Source organism: Azospirillum sp. TSH58, assembly GCF_003119115.1.
In the GTDB taxonomy this organism is placed as follows: domain Bacteria; phylum Pseudomonadota; class Alphaproteobacteria; order Azospirillales; family Azospirillaceae; genus Azospirillum.
Genome location: NZ_CP022364.1, coordinates 2292343 through 2310299 on the forward strand (window position 1 = coordinate 2292343; position 17957 = coordinate 2310299).

The 17957-nt window shown below is 69.0% G+C and carries 13 protein-coding genes; 6 read left to right on the forward strand and 7 right to left on the reverse strand.

The features are described from left to right. Positions 1–67 precede the first annotated feature (67 nt). The 4 genes from TSH58p_RS14360 to TSH58p_RS14375 all read left to right on the forward strand — a co-directional run bounded on the left by TSH58p_RS14360 (position 68) and on the right by TSH58p_RS14375 (position 5480). Entirely contained in the window at positions 68–886 is an 819-nt protein-coding gene (locus tag TSH58p_RS14360; protein ID WP_109068122.1) for an outer membrane protein assembly factor BamD, read from the forward strand. Between the two features lie 8 nt (positions 887–894). Further along, a complete protein-coding gene (recN, locus tag TSH58p_RS14365) occupies positions 895–2565 on the forward strand; it encodes a DNA repair protein RecN (RefSeq protein WP_109068123.1) in 1671 nt (556 codons plus the stop codon). 269 nt (positions 2566–2834) lie between these two features. Next, entirely contained in the window at positions 2835–4697 is a 1863-nt protein-coding gene (locus TSH58p_RS33975) for a carbohydrate-binding domain-containing protein (RefSeq protein ID WP_247873829.1), read from the forward strand. A 108-nt stretch (positions 4698–4805) separates the two neighbouring features. Beyond that, on the forward strand, positions 4806–5480 hold the full coding sequence (locus tag TSH58p_RS14375; RefSeq protein WP_109068124.1) for a hypothetical protein: 675 nt from the start codon (positions 4806–4808) through the stop codon (positions 5478–5480). A gap of 70 nt (positions 5481–5550) precedes the next feature. Here the strand turns inward: TSH58p_RS14375 and TSH58p_RS14380 are convergent, their stop codons facing one another. Both TSH58p_RS14380 and TSH58p_RS14385 read right to left on the reverse strand, forming a co-directional pair. Further along, positions 5551–6885: a globin-coupled sensor protein gene (locus tag TSH58p_RS14380; protein ID WP_158282553.1), complete on the reverse strand. Its 1335-nt coding sequence runs from the start codon at positions 6883–6885 to the stop codon at positions 5551–5553. A gap of 379 nt (positions 6886–7264) precedes the next feature. After that, positions 7265–7807, reverse strand: coding sequence for a hypothetical protein (locus TSH58p_RS14385; RefSeq protein WP_109068126.1), 543 nt, complete (start codon positions 7805–7807; stop codon positions 7265–7267). A 247-nt stretch (positions 7808–8054) separates the two neighbouring features. Here TSH58p_RS14385 and ligA point away from each other — a divergent pair, with 247 nt between their 5' ends. Further along, positions 8055–10442, forward strand: a complete 2388-nt coding sequence (ligA, locus tag TSH58p_RS14390) for an NAD-dependent DNA ligase LigA (RefSeq protein WP_109068127.1) — start codon at positions 8055–8057, stop codon at positions 10440–10442. A gap of 123 nt (positions 10443–10565) precedes the next feature. Beyond that, entirely contained in the window at positions 10566–10964 is a 399-nt protein-coding gene (locus TSH58p_RS14395) for a bacteriohemerythrin (RefSeq protein ID WP_146205814.1), read from the forward strand. Between the two features lie 385 nt (positions 10965–11349). Here the strand turns inward: TSH58p_RS14395 and lpxC are convergent, their stop codons facing one another. The 5 genes from lpxC to TSH58p_RS14420 form a co-directional block, all read right to left on the reverse strand. Next, positions 11350–12294, reverse strand: coding sequence for a UDP-3-O-acyl-N-acetylglucosamine deacetylase (gene lpxC / locus TSH58p_RS14400; protein WP_109068128.1), 945 nt, complete (start codon positions 12292–12294; stop codon positions 11350–11352). 360 nt (positions 12295–12654) lie between these two features. Further along, a complete protein-coding gene (gene ftsZ, locus TSH58p_RS14405) occupies positions 12655–14418 on the reverse strand; it encodes a cell division protein FtsZ (RefSeq protein ID WP_109469233.1) in 1764 nt (587 codons plus the stop codon). A gap of 141 nt (positions 14419–14559) precedes the next feature. Further along, on the reverse strand, positions 14560–15822 hold the full coding sequence (ftsA, locus tag TSH58p_RS14410; protein WP_199230260.1) for a cell division protein FtsA: 1263 nt from the start codon (positions 15820–15822) through the stop codon (positions 14560–14562). An 82-nt stretch (positions 15823–15904) separates the two neighbouring features. Further along, the gene (locus TSH58p_RS14415; RefSeq protein ID WP_109469235.1) at positions 15905–16867 is read right to left on the reverse strand and encodes a cell division protein FtsQ/DivIB; all 963 of its coding nucleotides are present in this window, start codon (positions 16865–16867) and stop codon (positions 15905–15907) included. After that, positions 16852–17799, reverse strand: a complete 948-nt coding sequence (locus tag TSH58p_RS14420; RefSeq protein WP_109469236.1) for a D-alanine--D-alanine ligase — start codon at positions 17797–17799, stop codon at positions 16852–16854. The genes TSH58p_RS14415 and TSH58p_RS14420 overlap by 16 nt, the downstream gene beginning before the upstream one ends. Positions 17800–17957 lie beyond the last annotated feature (158 nt).

Genomic DNA, 17957 nt, shown 5'->3' on the forward strand with positions numbered 1-17957 from the left:
AAGCGGCTTGCCGCCCCCGCGCCCCGGCGTGCTATATAGGGCCAACTTCGAAAGCATCGCGACGACCATGCCCCGCCGTTTTACCCGTCTGCCGCTTGCGGCCCTCCTCCTGGCTTCCGCCCTGACCGCCTGCTCCTCGACCAAACCCGAGGACCAGTATGTCGAGCGCCCGGCCGAGCAGATCTACCAAGAGGCCGACGCCGCCATGCGGGAGGAGCGGTTCAAGGTCGCCGCCAAGCTCTATGACGAGGTGGAGCGCCAGCACCCCTATTCCGAATGGGCGGGCAAGGCGCAGATCATGGCGGCCTACGCCCATTACCAGGATCTGAAGTACGACGACGCGATCCTGGCGCTCGACCGCTACATCCAGCTTCATCCGGGCAGCCCCGACGTCTCCTACGCCTACTACATGCGGGCGCTGTCCTATTACGAGCAGATCACCGACGTCCGCCGCGACCAGCGCATGACCCGTCTGGCGCTCGACGCGCTGTCGGAGGTCGTGCGCCGTTTCCCGGACAGCCAGTACGCCCGCGACGCCAAGATCAAGATCGACCTGACCAACGACCATCTCGCCGGCAAGGAGATGGAGGTCGGGCGCTTCTATCTGAAGCAGCGCCAGTACACCGCCGCCATCGGCCGGTTCCGCACGGTGATTGAAAACTACCAGACCACCTCCCACGTCCCTGAGGCGCTGCACCGGCTGGTGGAGTGCTATCTGGCGCTGGGAATCACGGACGAGGCGAAGACCGCCGCCGCCGTGCTCGGCCACAACTTCCCCGGCAGCGAATGGTACACGGACAGCTACGCACTGCTGGTGGACGCCAACGTGCGTCCGGAGCGAAACGAGAAGTCCTGGATCAGCAGAGCCTGGAGCTCCCTGTTCTAGGACGATCCATGCTGGCGTCGCTGACGATCAGGGACGTCGTCCTGATCGAACGGCTGGGGCTGGGCTTCCGCAAGGGCCTCTGCGTCCTCACCGGCGAGACCGGTGCCGGCAAGTCCATCCTGCTCGACGCGCTGGGACTGGCGCTCGGCGCGCGGGCCGATTCGGGCCTCGTCCGCCACGGCGCCGATCAGGCGTCGGTGACGGCGGAGTTCGATCTGTCGGGCGATCATCCGGCGCTGGCCATCCTCAAGGAGCAGGGGCTCGACCCCGAGGAGCGGCTGGTCGTCCGCCGCACCGTCAGTGCCGACGGGCGCAGCCGCGCCTGGGTCAACGACCAGGCGGTCGGCGTCGGCCTGCTGAAGCGGCTGGGGGAGGAACTGGTCGAGGTCCATGGCCAGTTCGACACCCATGGCCTCCTGAATCCGCAAACCCACCGCGGCGTGCTGGACGCCTACGCCGGCCTGTCGGCCCACGCCGCCCAGGTCGCCGCCGCCCACCGCGCCTGGAGGCAGGTCGAGGACGCGCGCGCCAACGCCGCCGCTGAGATCGCCCGCGCCCGTTCGGAGGAGGAATACCTCCGCCACGCCGTGGCCGAGCTGGACGCGCTGGCCCCCAAGCCGGGCGAAGAGGAGGAACTGGCCGAGACCCGCGCCGTGCTGATGCACCGGGAGAAGCTGGTCGACGCCCTGAACGCCGCCTATGGGGAGCTGTCGGGCGACCGCGGGGTGGAGCGCGCCCTGTCCTCGGCCATCCGCACGCTGAGCCGCATCGCCGACAAGGCCGCCGGCAAGCTCGACCCGGTCATCGCCGCCCTGGACCGCGCCGCGACCGAGGCGGCGGAGGCCATCGCCGGTCTCCAGGCCGTCTCCTCCGACGTGGACATGGACCCGCAGGCCCTGGAGAAGCTGGAGGAGCGGCTGTTCGCCCTGCGCGCCGCCGCCCGCAAGCACGGGGTGGACGTGGACGCGCTGGCTCCCCTGCGCAAGGACATGGCCGACCGGCTGCTGCTGATCGAGGACCAGGGCGACCTGCTGGCCCGCCTCGCCCGCGAGGCGGAGGCTGCCCGCGACGCCTACCGCAAGGCCGCCGAGTCGCTGAGCCGGGAGCGCCAGCAGGCCGCAGGCCGTCTGGACACCGCCGTCGCCGCCGAACTGGCCCCGCTGAAGCTGGAGAAGGCGAAGTTCCGCACGCTGGTCGAGCCGCTGGCCGACGAATCGGACTGGACGGCGTCGGGCATGGACCGCGTGGCCTTCCAGGTCGCGACGAATCCCGGCTCGCCGCCCGGCGCGCTGAACAAGATCGCGTCCGGCGGTGAGCTGGCGCGCTTCATGCTGGCGCTGAAGGTGGTGCTGGCCCAGACCTCGACCGTCGGCACGCTGGTGTTCGATGAAGTGGACACCGGCATCGGCGGCGCCGTCGCCGCCGCGGTGGGCGAGCGGCTGAAGACGCTCGGGCAGGGGCTCCAGGTCCTGGTGGTCACCCACAGCCCGCAGGTCGCCGCCCGCGGCTCCATCCACCTCAAGGTGCAGAAGTCGGTGAAGGGCGAGCAGGTGACGACCGGCGTGGTCGAGCTGGACGGCGACGACCGCCGCGAGGAGATCGCCCGCATGCTGTCCGGCGCCACCGTCACCGCCGAGGCCCGCGCCGCCGCCGACAGCCTGATCGCCGGGCGGGGGTAGCGCGGTACCATGATCCCGGCGAGCGGATGAATGGGCTTTCCCTGTTCATCCGCTCGCCGGAGCGCCCGACCGGGCGCCGCGCCCCATGGCGCGAAAAGCCTGCGTGGCGTTTGAACGCAATACGTCAAGCCAAGTCCTTGGCTTGGCGGTATCAGGTCACAGCAATCGCCCGCAGCGGTCATACGGCGGCCACAGCAAAACACGCATAGTCCAGCCTTGCGCGCCCGGCAACGGGCGCCGTTCGCCCAAGAACGAACAAGGTTGGCAAGATGTCGAACAGCTCCGCTTCCGCCGGCAACGTCGTCGTGATCGACAGCGGCCTGTCCTCCGCCTGGAACACGGGCCGGCTGGTCTACCAGTATGACTTCTACGGAAACGACAACGACGTCATGGTCGCCAACGCGAACACGCACGGCGCCCTGGTCACCGCGGAGATCCTGGAGAACGCGCCCGACGTCGGCATCATCGCGCTGAAGGTCATGCCCGACGACGGCAGCGGCGCCAGCGAGGCCAACATCGAGAAGGCCCTGCAATGGGTCGTCGCCAACGCCGACGCCTACAACATCACGGCGGTGAACCTGTCGCTGGGCGGCGGCGCGCAGACGACCGCGGCGACCACCTCGATCTCCGACGAGCTGGCGGCGCTGGCCGCCAAGCGCGTGCTGACCGTGGCCGCCGCCGGCAACAGCGGCGACGGCGGGGTGACGCAGGGCGTCTCCAGCTACTCCGCCGACGTGAACCAGATCTGCGTCTCGGCCTCGACCGGCGACGGCGCCTTTCCGTCCTGGGCGCAGCGCAGCCCGACCCTGACCGACGTCTGCGCCGACGGCACCGACGTGCGCATCACCAACCTCTCGGGCGTCACCTACACGGCCAACGGCTCCTCCTTCGCCGCGCCGGCGGTCACCGCGGCGGTGGCGAAGGCGCAGCAGGCGTGGGTGGAGCAGACCGGCACCCGGCTGACCCAGACGGAATTCCTCGATCTCGCCCGCAGCACCGGCAAGGCCATGGGCACCGCCGGCTACTTCGAGCTGGACACCGACGCCCTGCTGGCCAAGATCGCCCAGTCCGCCCCGGTCCCGACGGCGCAGAGCGCCACGACGATCACAGTCAACGCCTCCGGCGCCGCAGCGGGTGGCGTGAACGCCCATTTCAAGCTGCTGGTGGACGGCAAGACGGTGGGGCAGGCCACGGTGGACTCGGCGGCCAAGGACTACAGCTTCACCACCAGCCTGACCGCCGACCAGGCGCACAAGGTCCAGGTCCAGTACGACAACGACGGCTTCGTGAACGGCCAGGACCGCAACCTGTTCGTCAACAAGGTGACCATCAACGGCACCGCCCACAGCCCGACCGCCGCCAACGTCACCTATGACAAGGGGGCCCTGGACGGCAAGGACGTGGTGAAGGGCCAGTCGTCGATGTGGTGGGGCGGCACGCTGGTGGTCGATGCCCCGGCCAAGGATTTCCCCGCTGGGGCGGCGCCCGCCAACACGACCATCACGATCAACGCCTCCGGCGCCGTGGCGGGGGGGGTGAACGCCCATTTCAACCTGCTGGTGGACGGCAAGGCCATCGGCGGCGCCACCGTCGGCACGGCGGCCAAGGACTTCACCTTCGCCACCAACCTGACCGCCGATCAGGCGCACAAGGTCCAGGTCCAGTATGACAACGACGCCGTGGTGAACGGGCAGGACCGTTCGCTGTTCGTCAACACGGTCACCATCAACGGCCACGCCGTCGCCCCCACGGCGTCGAACGTCACCTACGACAAGGGCGCGCTCGACGGCAAGGACGTGGTGAAGGGGCAGGCCGGCCTGTGGTGGAACGGCACGCTGGTCGTCGACGCCGACAAGTCCTGGTTCCCCTCCGCCGCCGGGACGGGCGCCGTGGCGTCGGCCCTGTCCGCGAGCCAGCCCACCGCCCAACACGCCGCCCCCCAACACGCTGACGGCCAGGACACCGTGTGGCAGCATCTCGTCGCGCAGCGGCTGGAGGCGGCGGCCCCGCTGCACGCCGCCGACCATGCGGCGTCGCTGTACGACGCGGTCCCGCCGCTGGACGCCTACGCCCACGCCGCGTCCCTGGCGGAGCATCACCCCGACCCGCTGCACCCGCTCGACGCCGCCTGAGGGCGGCCCCTTCACGAAGGCCCGCTTCGCCTCGTCCTTTCGGTGGTGCCCGGCCGGCGCGCGTCCTTCGCGGGCGCCGGTGGTGGCGGGACCGATCGAGGAGGAGCGATGCCCAGGGAAAAATTCATCGGAAACGACGGTCACCACGACATGGCGTGCCATGTCTTCGCGCTGTCCGGCGATCCCGAGACGGCCGTGGCGATCAACACACGGTACGCCAGGCTGGGCGATCTTCTCTACGGGGTGGAGGACATTCCGGTCGATGACGAGATTGCCGGCGGGCTGACGGTGCTCACCAACAACGACCTCTGGAAGGGACCGGCGGCCGACCAGCCTCCGGCGCAGGTCGCGCCGCTCAGCCTGCTCCTGCTGTGCCGCGAGTTCGGCTTCACGCCGCAGGAGGGCAGCGGCATCCGCCTGTGGGGCCGCTTTCTTCCCGGGCAGGTGCTGCCGCAGCACATGTATGTGACCACGCCCGACGGCAGGATCTGGGACACCATGCCGGGCAAGCCCATCTACCGCCGCATCAGCAAGGACGGACGGAATCCCGGAGCGGAGGGCGACGCTGCGGACGGGCAGGACACCATGCTGGCCCCCGACGAGGTCTTCAGCATCGAGGTGGCGGCTCTGGCCCCGAAAACCCGGGAGGTCATCGAGACCCCCAACGACCAGTGGCAAAAGGATGAGGAGGACGCCGTCGCGGGCCAGGCCGGACAGAACGGACCGGGAGCCGGCGGCGATTTCATCGGCGACGAGGACGAAAACGCCCTGGGCGATTCGTGATCACCGGCGGCCGGGAGCGGAACGGCGCGCCCGCCGCTCCACGGCCCCGCTTCCGATGCCCGCGGCCGGCTCACGCCGCCACGCGCAGGGACATCATGTGCGACAGGAACTTGTCCAGCGCGGCACGCAACTCGTCCGCCGTCCCGGTCAGCCGCGCGGTGGTGTGGAAGGCGTCCTCGACCGACGTCATGACCGATCGCGCGCCGTCGGCGAGATGCCCCGCCTCCTCGGACATGCGTTCCGCGGAACGGCTTGCCTCGTGGATGTTCTGGGCGATCTCACGGGTCGCGTCGTTCTGCTGGCCCATGATGGACAGGACGTCCTGCGAATGGGTGCGCAGCGCTCCGACCACCGCGCCGATACCGGCGATCTCGTCGCGGGTCCGGCCGGTCGCTCCGTCGATCTCCTGAAGCAGGCGGGTGATGTCCTCGGTGGCTCCGGCGGTCTGCTTGGCGAGCTGCTTGACCTCCGCCGCCACCACGGAGAAGCCGCGCCCGGCCTCGCCGGCGCGGGCCGCCTCGATGGTGGCGTTCAGAGCCAGCAGGTTGGTCTGGTTGGCGATGGCGTTGATCAGCTTCAGCGTCCCGCCGATCCGCCCGGCGATCCCGGCCAGCGCGGTGACCGCCTCGGTGGAGCGCTGGGTGGCGGCCTGGGCGTCGTTGACGATGGAAAAAGCGCTTTCCATGCGCGACACCACGCTGTGATTGGTGGCGGTCAGCTCCTCGGCGGCCGCCGCGATGGCCCGGGCGTTGCTGGCGGTGCCGGAGACCGCGCCGGTCAGATGCTCCGTGCGGACGCCGGTTTCCTGGGCGATGCCGCGCACCGCGCCGGTCGCCGCGTTGACCGCCACCGCCGAATTGCCGACCGTCTCGATGGCGCCCTGCACCGTGTCCCGGAAACTCTCCGCCAGTTCGACCAGCATCCGGTTGGTCATGGTCATCACGGCGGTGCTGTAGGCGTCGAAGGACAGGTCGAGGTCGAGGAAGATCGCGGTCTCCACCGCCCCCATGACCTTCATGGCGCGCGGCGCGTCGCGGCGGTGCCGCTCGCCGACCAGAGCGCCGAGCCGTCCCAGAACCAGCCGGTAGGCCCCGAAGTACCAGCGCGGGTGCAGGCCGATGCGGTAATGCGCCTGGCCCACCGCCTTGACGCGCGTCAGGTAGACATCGTCGAAGCTTCCGGAAAACAGATGCCGCCAGTGGTTGACCTGGGATTCCTTCAACCGCTCGACGGATTTCCCGTCCAGGATCTTCCTGAGTTCGGGAATGGCGAGAAGGTGGTCGTAGAAGTCCTTGAGGATGACGGGCAGGTGAGGCTCGGCGATGCTCCAGGCTTCCTTCAGAAGCGGGGCCGTTTCACCACCAATCCGCAAAAAGGAGAGGCGTTCCTGAATGCCGCTGTCCATGGCGTTCGTCTCTTGGTTCTTGGGTGGCAGGCGTTGAAACACGGCTGCACCGGGGCTCCTGCCGGCTGACCGCCGCTCGGCTATAACCATGGAGACATCATGGACATGACAATTTTAACGATCGGTTTCACACTCGATTGCGGCTTTGTAAAACATTGAACTTATCGAAGTCCGACGATTAAGAAGACAAAACCGAAGAAAGAACATAATTTCCAGCACCTCCCTTTGTCGAGGTCGTAGGAAGTAAGGAAGATTCCCAAGTCTCTGGGAATCTTCGCAAAGATGTTGCGAGGCGGCGCCTGCACGTCATCTGGACATGCGCCGCCGGAACGTTTTAATACTCCGGTATGCGACAACCGGGCGCAGGCCTATGCCGGTTTCAGGCGGCGCGTTTCCAGGGCTGCCAACCGCCCAGGCGAAGTCCAACGGCGATGCCCGTGAAAGGGATTCGCAACTCCAGGTCGCGGGGCTGGAAGAAGGTCAGGCGTTCCGGCGCGCCGGTGGGGCCGTATTCCAGGCGGGCGCCCTTCGGCTCCTCGGCGAACTCGTCGCTCATCACCTGCCAGATCTCCAGGTCGTCGCCGTGGTTGGAGATCTTGTACTGGCCGCAGCGCCAGACCGGGGCCTCGCCGACGCCGCCCTCGACCACCTTCTTGTCGCCGTCCATCTTCACGTCGCCCACGCCGGCGGCCCGTCCCGACATGGACGGCCCCTGGCTTTCCGCGCGGAAGCCCAAGCGCAGCCAGGCGGAGCGGGTGCGCGGGATCATGCGGCGCAGCAGGCGCGCGTCCTCCGTCGCGAAATGGTCGGGATCGTCGTACAGGATGCGGTCAAGCGCCGCGGCGATGACGAATCGATCGTCAATGGTCAGGTTGCTGGCGGTCAGGCTGCCGGCGGTCGCACGGCTGGTCGGCTCGGTCATACAGCACATCCGTTCACGGGCGCCGGCTCATCATACACGCAACCCCGGCGCCCCCGCATCTTTCAAGGGCTGCGGTTTCAAGGGCTGCGGTTTCAAAGTTGGTGCGGGCGGGGCCAAATGCCAGACCGGCTCAAGGCCGGACTCCACGGCACGCCCCCGCGGCGCTATGCTGCGCGCCCGGCGGCGCCCGCCGATCCAGCGTCATCCCCAGCGTCATCCCATAAGCAAGGCATCGAAGAGACCCGCCATGAACGACCTGTTCGACACCCCCGCCGCGCTCCGCAGCATCCCCGTGGAGGAGCTGACGGTGGAGCAGGCGCAGGCGGAACTGGCCGCGCTGGCCCAGGAGATCGCCCACCACGACCGGCTCTATCACCAGCAGGACAGGCCGGAGATCTCCGACGCCGACTACGACGCGCTGGTCCGTCGCAACAACGGGATCGAGGCGCGCTATCCGGAGCTGCGCCGGGCCGATTCGCCCTCGCTGCGGGTCGGCGCCGCCCCGTCGGCGGCCTTCCGCAAGGTGCGGCACGCCCTGCCCATGCTGTCGCTCGGCAACGCCTTCGAGCCGGAGGAGGCGCACGAGTTCGTCGCCCGCGTCCGCCGCTTCCTCGGCCTGTCCGACGACGCTCCGCTGGAGTTCGTGGCCGAGCCGAAGATCGACGGGCTGTCCTGCTCGCTGCGCTACGAGAACGGCCGGCTGGTCCTGGCCGCCACCCGCGGCGACGGGACGGAGGGCGAGGACGTGACCGCCAACGTCCGCACCATCAAGGACGTTCCGCAGACGCTGGAGGCGCCCTATCCCGCCGTCCTGGAGGTGCGCGGCGAGGTCTACATGAACCGCGACGACTTCCTGGCGATGAACCGCGCCTACGCGGAGCGGGGGGAGGATCTGTTCGCCAACCCGCGCAACGCCGCCGCCGGCTCGCTGCGCCAGAAGGATTCGAAAATCACCGCGTCGCGCCCGCTCTGCTTCTTCGGCTACGCGCTGGGCGAGCTGTCGGAGCCGATCGCCGACACCCAATGGGGCATCCGCGAGCGGCTGCGCGGCTGGGGCTTCTCGCTGAACCGCCCGGCCAACCTGTGCGACGGCGCCGAGGCGCTGCTGACCCATTACCGCAAGATCGGCGAGGAGCGCTCGGCGCTGCCCTTCGACATCGACGGGGTGGTCTACAAGGTCAACAGCCTGGAGCTTCAGCAGCGGCTGGGCTTCGTCAGCCGGGCGCCGCGCTGGGCGATCGCCCACAAGTTCCCGGCGGAGCAGGCGCAGACCCGGCTGAAGGGCATCACCATCCAGGTCGGCCGCACCGGCGCCCTGACCCCGGTGGCGGAGTTGGAGGACATCACCGTCGGCGGCGTGGTGGTCAGCCGCGCCACCCTGCACAACGAGGACGAGATCGCCCGCAAGGACGTCCGCATCGGCGATCTGGTGATCGTCCAGCGGGCCGGCGACGTGATCCCGCAGATCGTCGGGGTGGTGGAGGGGCAGCGCCCCGACGACGCCGTGCCTTACGTCTTCCCCGACCATTGCCCGGTCTGCGGCAGCCTTGCCGTGCGCGAGCCGGACGCGGCGGTGCGCCGCTGCACCGGCGGCCTGATCTGCGCCGCCCAGGCGAAGGAGCGGCTGCGCCATTTCGTGTCGCGCAACGCCTTCGACATCGAAGGGCTGGGCGAGAAGACCATCGAGGAGTTCTGGGAGGACGGGCTGATCCGCTCCCCCGTGGACATCTTCACGCTGGAGCGCCGGGTGGCGGCGGGGGAGATCGCCATCCTCGGCCGTCCGGGCTGGAAGGAGAAATCGGTCGAGAACCTGTTCGCCGCGATCAACCAGCGGCGCGAGCGCATCGACCTGCACCGGTTCATCTTCGCGCTGGGCATCCGCCACATCGGCGAGGTGACCGCCAAGTCGCTGGCCCGCCAGTACGGCTCGATCGACGGCTGGCTGGAGGGGATGGAGCGCGCCGTCGCCAACATGCCGGGCGAGGCGTGGCGCGACCTGCACGCCCTCAACGGCCTCGGCCCGGTGAAGGCCGACGCGCTGCTCGCCTGGTTCGCCGATCCGGAGAACCTGCCGAAGCTGGACTTCTACGCCGGGCAGGAGGCGCTGCGGCTTGACAGCGTCATCAAGCTGCTGGGCATCAAGAAGGTGGACAGCCGCGCCGCCCAGGCGCTGGCCGAACGTTACGGCACGCTGGAGGGCTGGAAGGCGGCGATGCTCGCCGCGGTCGGCGCGCAGCCCGGCCCCGGCTGGGGCGAACTGGTCGCCATTCCCGATGTCGGCGAGGTCGCCGCGGAGGAGCTGGCCGGCTTCTTCCAGGAGGAGCGCAACCGCGCCATCATCCACGACCTGCGCGCCGCCGGCGTGCGGGTGGCCGACGCCGAGCGTCCGAAGTCGGCCAGCGGCTCCCCCGTTGCCGGCAAGACGGTGGTCTTCACCGGCACGCTGGAAACCATGACCCGCACCGAGGCCAAGACCCGCGCGGAGTCGCTGGGCGCCAAGGTCGCGGGGTCGGTCTCGGCCAAGACCGACTACGTCATCTGCGGGGCGGATGCGGGCAGCAAGGCCGCCAAGGCGCGCGACCTGGGCGTGACCATCCTCAGCGAGCAGGAGTGGGCCGCGCTGATCGCCGGCTGATCTCCGGCAGACCGGTGGGGTGGAAGGGGAAGGGCGGCGCGGCTGAGTGCCGCGTTGACGCCCCTCGCCGCCGGTTCCATAAAGGGTCGAAGCGCCATAAGAAGAACGAGACGGGGGATCGCCATGGACTCCATTCAATGGTCGCGCTGGATGAGCGTCGGCATCGAAGAACTCGATGATGATCATCGCGTTCTCGTGGATATCGTCAACAAGCTGGGCGCGGATGAAAACCGCACCTCTCCTGACGTCGTCGAAGCGATCCTCGACGAGCTGATCCACTACACCAAGGATCATTTCGCACGCGAAGAAGCGCACATGGCCCAGGCCAACTACCCGACCTTCGCCGCGCACAAGGCCCTGCACGACGCCCTGACGCGCAACGTCGAGTCCTACCGCGAACGCTTCCACGCCCAGCGTGAGACCATCACGGGCGACGAGGTGTTCGAGTTCTGCGCCGATTGGCTGGGCCAGCACATCCTGAAGGAAGACACCCGCTTCGGCGCCTACGCCGCGGACCAGTGAGTCCGCTGAATCGGCCCTCGCCCTCCGGAGAGAGGGAAGGGACCCACGCCGCAGGCGTGGGAAGGGCGAGGGGGATGCGCGTGGTGCCGCGTTCGGCACAAGCGCAACCCCGCCACCCTGACCCTTTCTTCGGAGGGGAGAGGGAATTCGATCGCGCCGTCTAAGCCGGAATCTTAAAAACACCAAATAAAATATTGATATAATTCAATATTTTGAAGATTCTCGCCCTCTCGCGCAAAAGTCACCGCTTTGACTCTTCGGAAGGGGAGGGGAGTGCGCGCGGGACTCGCCTCGCGCGAACCCGAGAGGGGAGGGGGGTGCGCAAAACGAAAATGCCCTCCCCGGAAGGGGAGGGCAGGGGTAACGCGACGCCGTGAGGCGCGTGTCAGGCGACGGCGAGCCGCTCGGTCGCGTGCCAGACGGCACCCGGCAGCGCCGTGCTCGGCGGGGTTTCGTAGCACCAGGCGCTGGCGTCGGCGAACAGCGCGCGCAGCAGCTGGTTGTTCAGGGCGTGGCCGGAGCGCACGCCGTGGAAATGGCCGACGAACATCGCACCGGCCAGATAGAGGTCGCCGACCGCGTCCAGGATCTTGTGGCGCACGAACTCGTCGTCGAAGCGCAGGCCGCCTTCGTTCATCACCTCGTCACCGGAGATGACCACCGCGTTGTCCAGCGAGCCGCCGCGGGCGAGGCCCATCTTGCGCAGCCCCTCGACCTCGTGCAGGAAGCCGAAGGTGCGGGCGGCGCTGATCTCGTCGCGGAAGGTCTCGGCGTCCAGCTCCACCTCGTGGCTCTGCTGGGCGATGGCCTTGCTGGCGAAGTCGATCTCGAAGCTGAAGCCCGTCGTGTGATCCGGCGTGAAGGTGGCGCTCTTGTTGCCCTCGGTCACGGTGACCGGCTTCAGGATGCGGATGGCGCGGCGCGGCGCGTTCTGCGACACGGTGCCGACGCGCTCGATGGCCTCCACGAAGGGGGCGGCGCTGCCGTCCATGATCGGCACCTCGATGTTGTCGAGCGTGACCAGGGCGTTGTCCACGCCGCAGCCGGCCAGCGCCGACATCAGGTGCTCGACCGTGCCGATGGTGGTGCCGTGGGCGTTGCCGATGACCGTGCACAGCTTGGTGTCGACCACATGGTCCCAGCGCGCCGGGATCACCGCGGCGGGGCCGCTGAGGTCGCTGCGCCGGAAGACGATGCCGCTGTTCGGCTCGGCCGGGGAAATCGTCAGGGTGACCGTCGCGCCCGTATGCAGCCCGACGCCGGAGCAACGCACCGGCTTCGCCAGGGTACGCTGCAGCATGCCTTCGGTCTTGATGCGATTCTGAGCCACGGTGTCTGTCCCGTTTCAATCTTGGTCTTTGTGCGGCCGGTCCGCGACTTGCCGCCGGTCTCCGTCGGGAGTGGGGCGGGTCAGCGCTTATGACCGCATATGCTAGGTATCATTGGCCCCTATGGAGGACAAATCACTCTTTGTTACCGTTTGTTGCAGGGCGGTAGAGCACCGTCGCCGGACGCGAAACGGGCGTCCCCCAGACACGAAAAGACCGCCCCCGGAGCGTTCTTGCGAAGCTCTGGAGGCGGCTGAAGTCTAACAGGTTGTGGATACCCGCCGATGCCGCTTCGAAAGAGGCGGCGGCGACCGGCGGGTTGCTGTTGCCCTCAGATCAATTGGGCCAGCCTCGTTGACGCGTCAGTTGGCCTGACGGCGCAGGAAGGCGGGGATGTCCAGCGCTTCCTCGTCGATCTTCTGGGTGGTGCCGTCGCCCATCGCCTGCGGGCGCGGGGCCTGGGTCATCGGCTGCTGCGGGGCGGCCATCGGCGGCTGCGGCATCGCCGGCTGCTGGTGCTGCGGCTGGTGATGCTGGGGCTGATGGTGATGCTGCGGGGCCGGCTGCGGCGCCGGGTCGGCCTTGCGGCCGGCCAGACCGGTGACCAGACCGAACAGGAAGTTCGGCTTGCGGGCCGGCGGCTCCGCCTGGGCGGCGGCGGCGAGCTGGCTCGACATCGGCACGGAGGGCTGGCGCGGGCCGGGATCGGCGGCCTTCGGGGCGATGAAGTGGCCGTCGCGGCGCTCGCTGTGCAGCGGACCGGTGGCGACGTTGCGCGCCGGGGCGGTTTCCATCGGCTGCATGGCGTCGTGGCTCATCGGCATGTGCGGGTGGGGCGCATGCTGCGGGGCGTGCTGGACCATCGGGTCGATGGGATGCTGGACCGGCTGCTGGACCGGAACGTGCTGCTGGACCTCGGCCGGATGGTGCTGGGGCTGGACCTGCGGCTGCTGCTGCGGAACGCCGCCCATCGGGCGCGGGGCCAGACCGGCGCCGGGGATCGCCGGGGCGACCTGGCCGGGGGAGGCGAGCGGCGCCGGGGCGGCCTGGGTCAGGCCGGCCGCGCCGGCGGGCTTCTTGGCGACGCCGCCGTTGCCGCCGTTGCGGTCGGAGACCAGCGACAGGTTGACCGGGTGCAGGGTGCGCGGGTTGGACATGGCCGCGGCGTCGATGCCGGTGGCGACCACCGACACGCGCATCACGCCGTCCAGCGAGCTGTCGAAGGTGGAGCCGAAGATGATGTTGGCGTCCGGATCGACCTCGTCGCGGACGCGGTTCGCCGCCTCGTCGACCTCGAACAGGGTCATGTCGTAGCCGCCGGTGATATTGATGAGGACGCCGCGGGCACCCTTCATCGACACGTCGTCGAGCAGCGGGTTGGAGATGGCGGCCTCCGCGGCCTCGATGGCGCGGCGCTCGCCGCCGGCCTCGCCGGTGCCCATCATCGCCTTGCCCATCTCGGTCATGACCGAGCGGATGTCAGCGAAGTCGAGGTTGATCAGGCCGGGCATCACCATCAGGTCGGTCACGCCGCGCACGCCGGAATGCAGAACGTCGTCGGCCATCTTGAAGGCGTCCGCGAAGGTCGTCTTCTCGTTGGCGATGCGGAACAGGTTCTGGTTCGGGATGATGATCAGCGTGTCGACATACTGCTGCAGCTCGGCGATGCCCGATTCGGCCAGCCGCATGCGGTGCGCGCCCTCGAAATGGAAGGGCTTGGTCACCACGCCGACGGTCAGCAGGCCGCGCTCGCGGGCGGCGCGGGCGATGACCGGGGCCGCACCCGTGCCGGTGCCGCCGCCCATGCCGGCGGTGATGAACACCATGTTGGCGCCTTCGAGGTGACCGATGATCTCCTCGAGCTGCTCCTCGGCGGAGGCGCGGCCGACGTCCGGCTTGGAGCCGGCGCCCAGGCCGCGGGTCATGGTGGTGCCGAGCTGGACGCGCTTCTCGCAGAGCGAGCCCTTGAGGGCCTGCGCGTCGGTGTTGCCCACGACGAAGTCCACGCCTTCCAGGTTGGACTTGATCATGTTGTTCACGGCGTTGCCGCCGGCGCCGCCGACACCGAAGACGGTGATGCGGGGCTTCAGTTCGGGTTCGATGCTGGGGATGGTCACGTTGATCATGTTATGGCCTCCACAACCTTTTGATTGGTTCGATGCTTTGCGTCGCGGGTTCTTGCCCGGTTGGGTCCGGGTGGTGTTTTTAGGCAGGAATGCCGTGGTGCGGCGGGAGCCTTTTTGGGGCCGGGAACCATTTCCGGTGGGTCATAGGTTCTCCCGCAGCCACAGGCCGACGCGCCCGAAGAACCCCGTGCCGGCGCCAGCCTCATGGCCCGTCACGGGAAGTTCCGCCGGATTGCGCACGGCGTGGAGAAGAAGGCCCGCGGCGGTCGAATAGGACGGACCGCCTTGCGCCTCGTTCAGACCGGTGATCCGCGTCGGTCGCCCGATGCGGACCTGTTTGTCCAGGATCAGCTGCGCCAGCTCGCGCATGCCCGGCAGCTGGCTGGCGCCGCCCGTCAGGACGACGCGCCGGCCGACCAGCTTCGCGTAGCCGGAATGCTCCAGCCGCGAGCGGACATGCTCGAAGATCTCCTCCAGCCGGGGCTGGATGATGCGCACCAGATAGGATTTCGGCAGGTTGTTGGCGCCGAGGCGCTCCTCCTCGCCGACCTGGGGGACGTCGATCATCTCGCGCTCATCGGCGGGGCTGGTGATGGCGCTGCCGTGCAGCGTCTTCATGCGCTCCGCATGGACGACCGGCGTGGTCAGCCCGCGCGCGATGTCGTTGGTGACGTGGTTGCCGCCCAGCCGGATGCAGTCCGACCAGACCAGCGTGCCTTCGGAGAAGACGGAGATCGTCGTGGTGCCGCCGCCCATGTCGATGCAGGCGGAGCCCATCTCCATCTCGTCGTCGACCAGACAGGCGAGGCCGGACGCGTAGGGGCTGGCGACCAGACCCTCGATGTCGAGATGGCAGCGGGCCACGCAGGTCTGCAGGTTGCGCACCGCCCCCGCGGGCGAGGTGATGACGTGGGCCTGGACGCCCAGCCGCTCGCCGTACATGCCCTTGGGGTCGCGGATGCCGCGGCTGCCGTCGAGCGCGAACCCCACGGGGATCGCGTGGACCAGCGCCTGGTCGGGGCCGACCTGGAGGCTGCGGGCGTGGGCCAGCGCGCGGCGGACGTCGCCCTCCGTCACCTCCTGGCCGGAGACGGCGACCTCGGCGTTGAAGCCGTGGGAGATCGGGGAGGACACGTTGACGATCACGTCGCGGATCGTCTCGTTGGCCATCTGCTCGGCCGCGTGGACGGCGGCGCCGATGGAGGTCTCCGCCGCTTCCATGTCGATGATGGCGCCAGCGCGCACGCCCGTGGCGATCTGGTGGCCGATCCCAACGATGCGCACGGCCCCCGCATCCTCGACGCGGGCGATGAGGCAGCACACCTTGGTCGAGCCGACGTCCAGCGCGGCGATGATCCCGCCGCGGGTGGCTCGTTTTGGCTTTTTCGCCCCGTTGAAGCCCATGTTCAGCACAACCCTATGGCCTCGATGCGTCCGGTCGTTCGCGTTTCAGAAAGAGGGGTTCAGGAAGAGGGGTGGCGGAGGATCACGTTTTCTTGCCCGGCTTCTTCTTGTTCTCCTCCTCCGTCCAGGGCAGGACGGCGGTGGCGGAGGTCTGCAGCACGGCGCGGTCGTTCTGGCGCAGATCGATGGCCACGATGTCGCGGTCCAGGACCTGACCCGTCGCGTCCAGCTCCGCCAACTGACGCAGCGCGGCCTGCATGCGGGCTTCCGGAAGCTTCACCACGACACCGTTCTTCAGCTTGAGATCCCAGCGGCGGTCGCCGACCCAGGAGGCGGCGCTCACCTTTTCGCGCAGCGCCGGCACGTTGTCGAGGGCCGCGAGCAGCTTCGGCACCTGCATCGGCGCGTTGGCGCCGACGACCTGCGGCAGCGTCTCGATGCGCCGGTTGCCGCGCCGCGCCAGCTCGGTCGCGTCGGCCAGCGGGCGGCCTTCGCGGTCGATGACGGTGAACTTGCGGTCGTGCTGCCAGATCGCCATCGGCTCCCGCTCCGTCAGGCGGACGAACAGGATGCCGGGCAGGTGCCGCTCGATGGAGGCCGAGGCGACCCAGGGCAGGCTTTCCAGCTTCTCCTTGGCGTCGGACAGCGTGACGGCGAGGATCGGGTCGCCGCGCTGCACGCCCAGCACGCGCAGGATGGAGGCCGGGTCGGTCTCGGTGCGGCCTTCGACCAGCACGTCGGCGATGGCGAAGCCGGCGGCGGCGCTGGTCTGGATCAGGCTTTCCTGGAGAGCCGCGGTGGTCTCGGCGAAGGTGCCGCGCTGCCACGCCGACGCGGCCATGCCGGCGACGACCAGGACCGGGGTCAGCAGGATGGCCGCCTTGACCGTGGGGCGGGTCCAGCGCGGCCAGGCGCGGCGGCGGTTGCCTTTCTGCGCCGACTTCGCCATGGCCCGCGGCGGCACGGGCATGTCGTCGCGGGCCCGGTTCGCAGAGCCCCCGAAACCGGCGCGGAACTGCGGATCGATGCTCAGTCGAGTTGACATGCGGCGTTCTCCACCATCCAAGCGACGAGAGCGCCGTAGGTGAGCCCCACGGCAGCGGCCTGTTCGGGAACCAGCGACAGCGGCGTCATGCCCGGCTGGTTGTTGATTTCCAGGAAAAAGAGTCCGTCGGTCCCACTTTTACGATCATCCCAGCGGAAGTCGCTGCGCGAAACGCCGCGGCATCCCAGGGTCCGGTGGGCCAGGACCGCCAACCTCTTGGCTTCTTCCGCGACATGCTCGGGAATCTGCGCGGGCACAGTATGAACGGCATGACCGGCGCTGTATTTAGCCGTGTAGTCATACACCTGTGCTTCGAAGCGGATCTCCGTAACGGTCAGGGCGCGGCATTCGCCGTCCAGCCCGCCCATGACGCCCACGGTCAGCTCGCGGCCCGGAATGAACTCCTCGACCAGGGCGCGCTCGCCGAAGGTCCAGGCGTCGCCGACCGGGCTGTTCTGCCCCTCGCGCACCAGCGTGACCCCGACGGTCGAACCCTCGTCCACCGGCTTGACGATGTAGGGCGCGGGCATCGGGTGGGCGCCGCCGGTCAGCTCGCCCTTGGTGAGGACGAGGCCCTTGGGCGAGCGCACGCCGACCGGGGCGAGCAGCGCCTTGGTCATCGCCTTGTCCATGGCGACCGCGGCGGCGCGCACGCCGGAATGGGTGTAGGGGATGCCGAGGAACTCCAGGACGCCCTGGATCGTCCCGTCCTCGCCGCCGCGCCCGTGCAGGGCGTTGAACACCGCATCGGGGCGAGGGTCGGTCAGGGCGCGCAGCAGCCCCTCCAGGTCGCGCTGCACGTCCACCGCGGTGACGCGGTAGCCTTCCTCCTCCAGCGCTTTGGCGACGCCGGCGCCGCTGACCAGCGACACCTCGCGCTCCGCCGACCAGCCGCCCATCAGGACGGCGACATGCTTCTTGTGCGTCGTCATGCGGACGCTCCTTCATTCCCTCTCCCCCCTGGGGAGAGGGTTAGGGTGAGGGGGTTGCGCGTGTGCCGGACATGCGGGAGCTGCGAAGCCACCCCCTCACCCCGACCCTCTCCCCACTTTCGGCGGACCAAAGGTCCGCCTGTCGCGTCAGCGCAAAC

Coding starts and splice junctions, on each gene's coding strand:
- TSH58p_RS14360 (WP_109068122.1), top strand. CDS start 68: ATGCCCCGCCGTTTTACCCGTCTGCCGCTTGCGGCCCTCCTCCTGGCT.
- recN (WP_109068123.1), top strand. CDS start 895: ATGCTGGCGTCGCTGACGATCAGGGACGTCGTCCTGATCGAACGGCTG.
- TSH58p_RS33975 (WP_247873829.1), top strand. CDS start 2,835: ATGTCGAACAGCTCCGCTTCCGCCGGCAACGTCGTCGTGATCGACAGC.
- TSH58p_RS14375 (WP_109068124.1), top strand. CDS start 4,806: ATGCCCAGGGAAAAATTCATCGGAAACGACGGTCACCACGACATGGCG.
- TSH58p_RS14380 (WP_158282553.1), bottom strand. CDS start 6,885: ATGGACAGCGGCATTCAGGAACGCCTCTCCTTTTTGCGGATTGGTGGT.
- TSH58p_RS14385 (WP_109068126.1), bottom strand. CDS start 7,807: ATGACCGAGCCGACCAGCCGTGCGACCGCCGGCAGCCTGACCGCCAGC.
- ligA (WP_109068127.1), top strand. CDS start 8,055: ATGAACGACCTGTTCGACACCCCCGCCGCGCTCCGCAGCATCCCCGTG.
- TSH58p_RS14395 (WP_146205814.1), top strand. CDS start 10,566: ATGGACTCCATTCAATGGTCGCGCTGGATGAGCGTCGGCATCGAAGAA.
- ftsZ (WP_109469233.1), bottom strand. CDS start 14,418: ATGATCAACGTGACCATCCCCAGCATCGAACCCGAACTGAAGCCCCGC.
- ftsA (WP_199230260.1), bottom strand. CDS start 15,822: ATGGGCTTCAACGGGGCGAAAAAGCCAAAACGAGCCACCCGCGGCGGG.
- TSH58p_RS14415 (WP_109469235.1), bottom strand. CDS start 16,867: ATGTCAACTCGACTGAGCATCGATCCGCAGTTCCGCGCCGGTTTCGGG.
- TSH58p_RS14420 (WP_109469236.1), bottom strand. CDS start 17,799: ATGACGACGCACAAGAAGCATGTCGCCGTCCTGATGGGCGGCTGGTCG.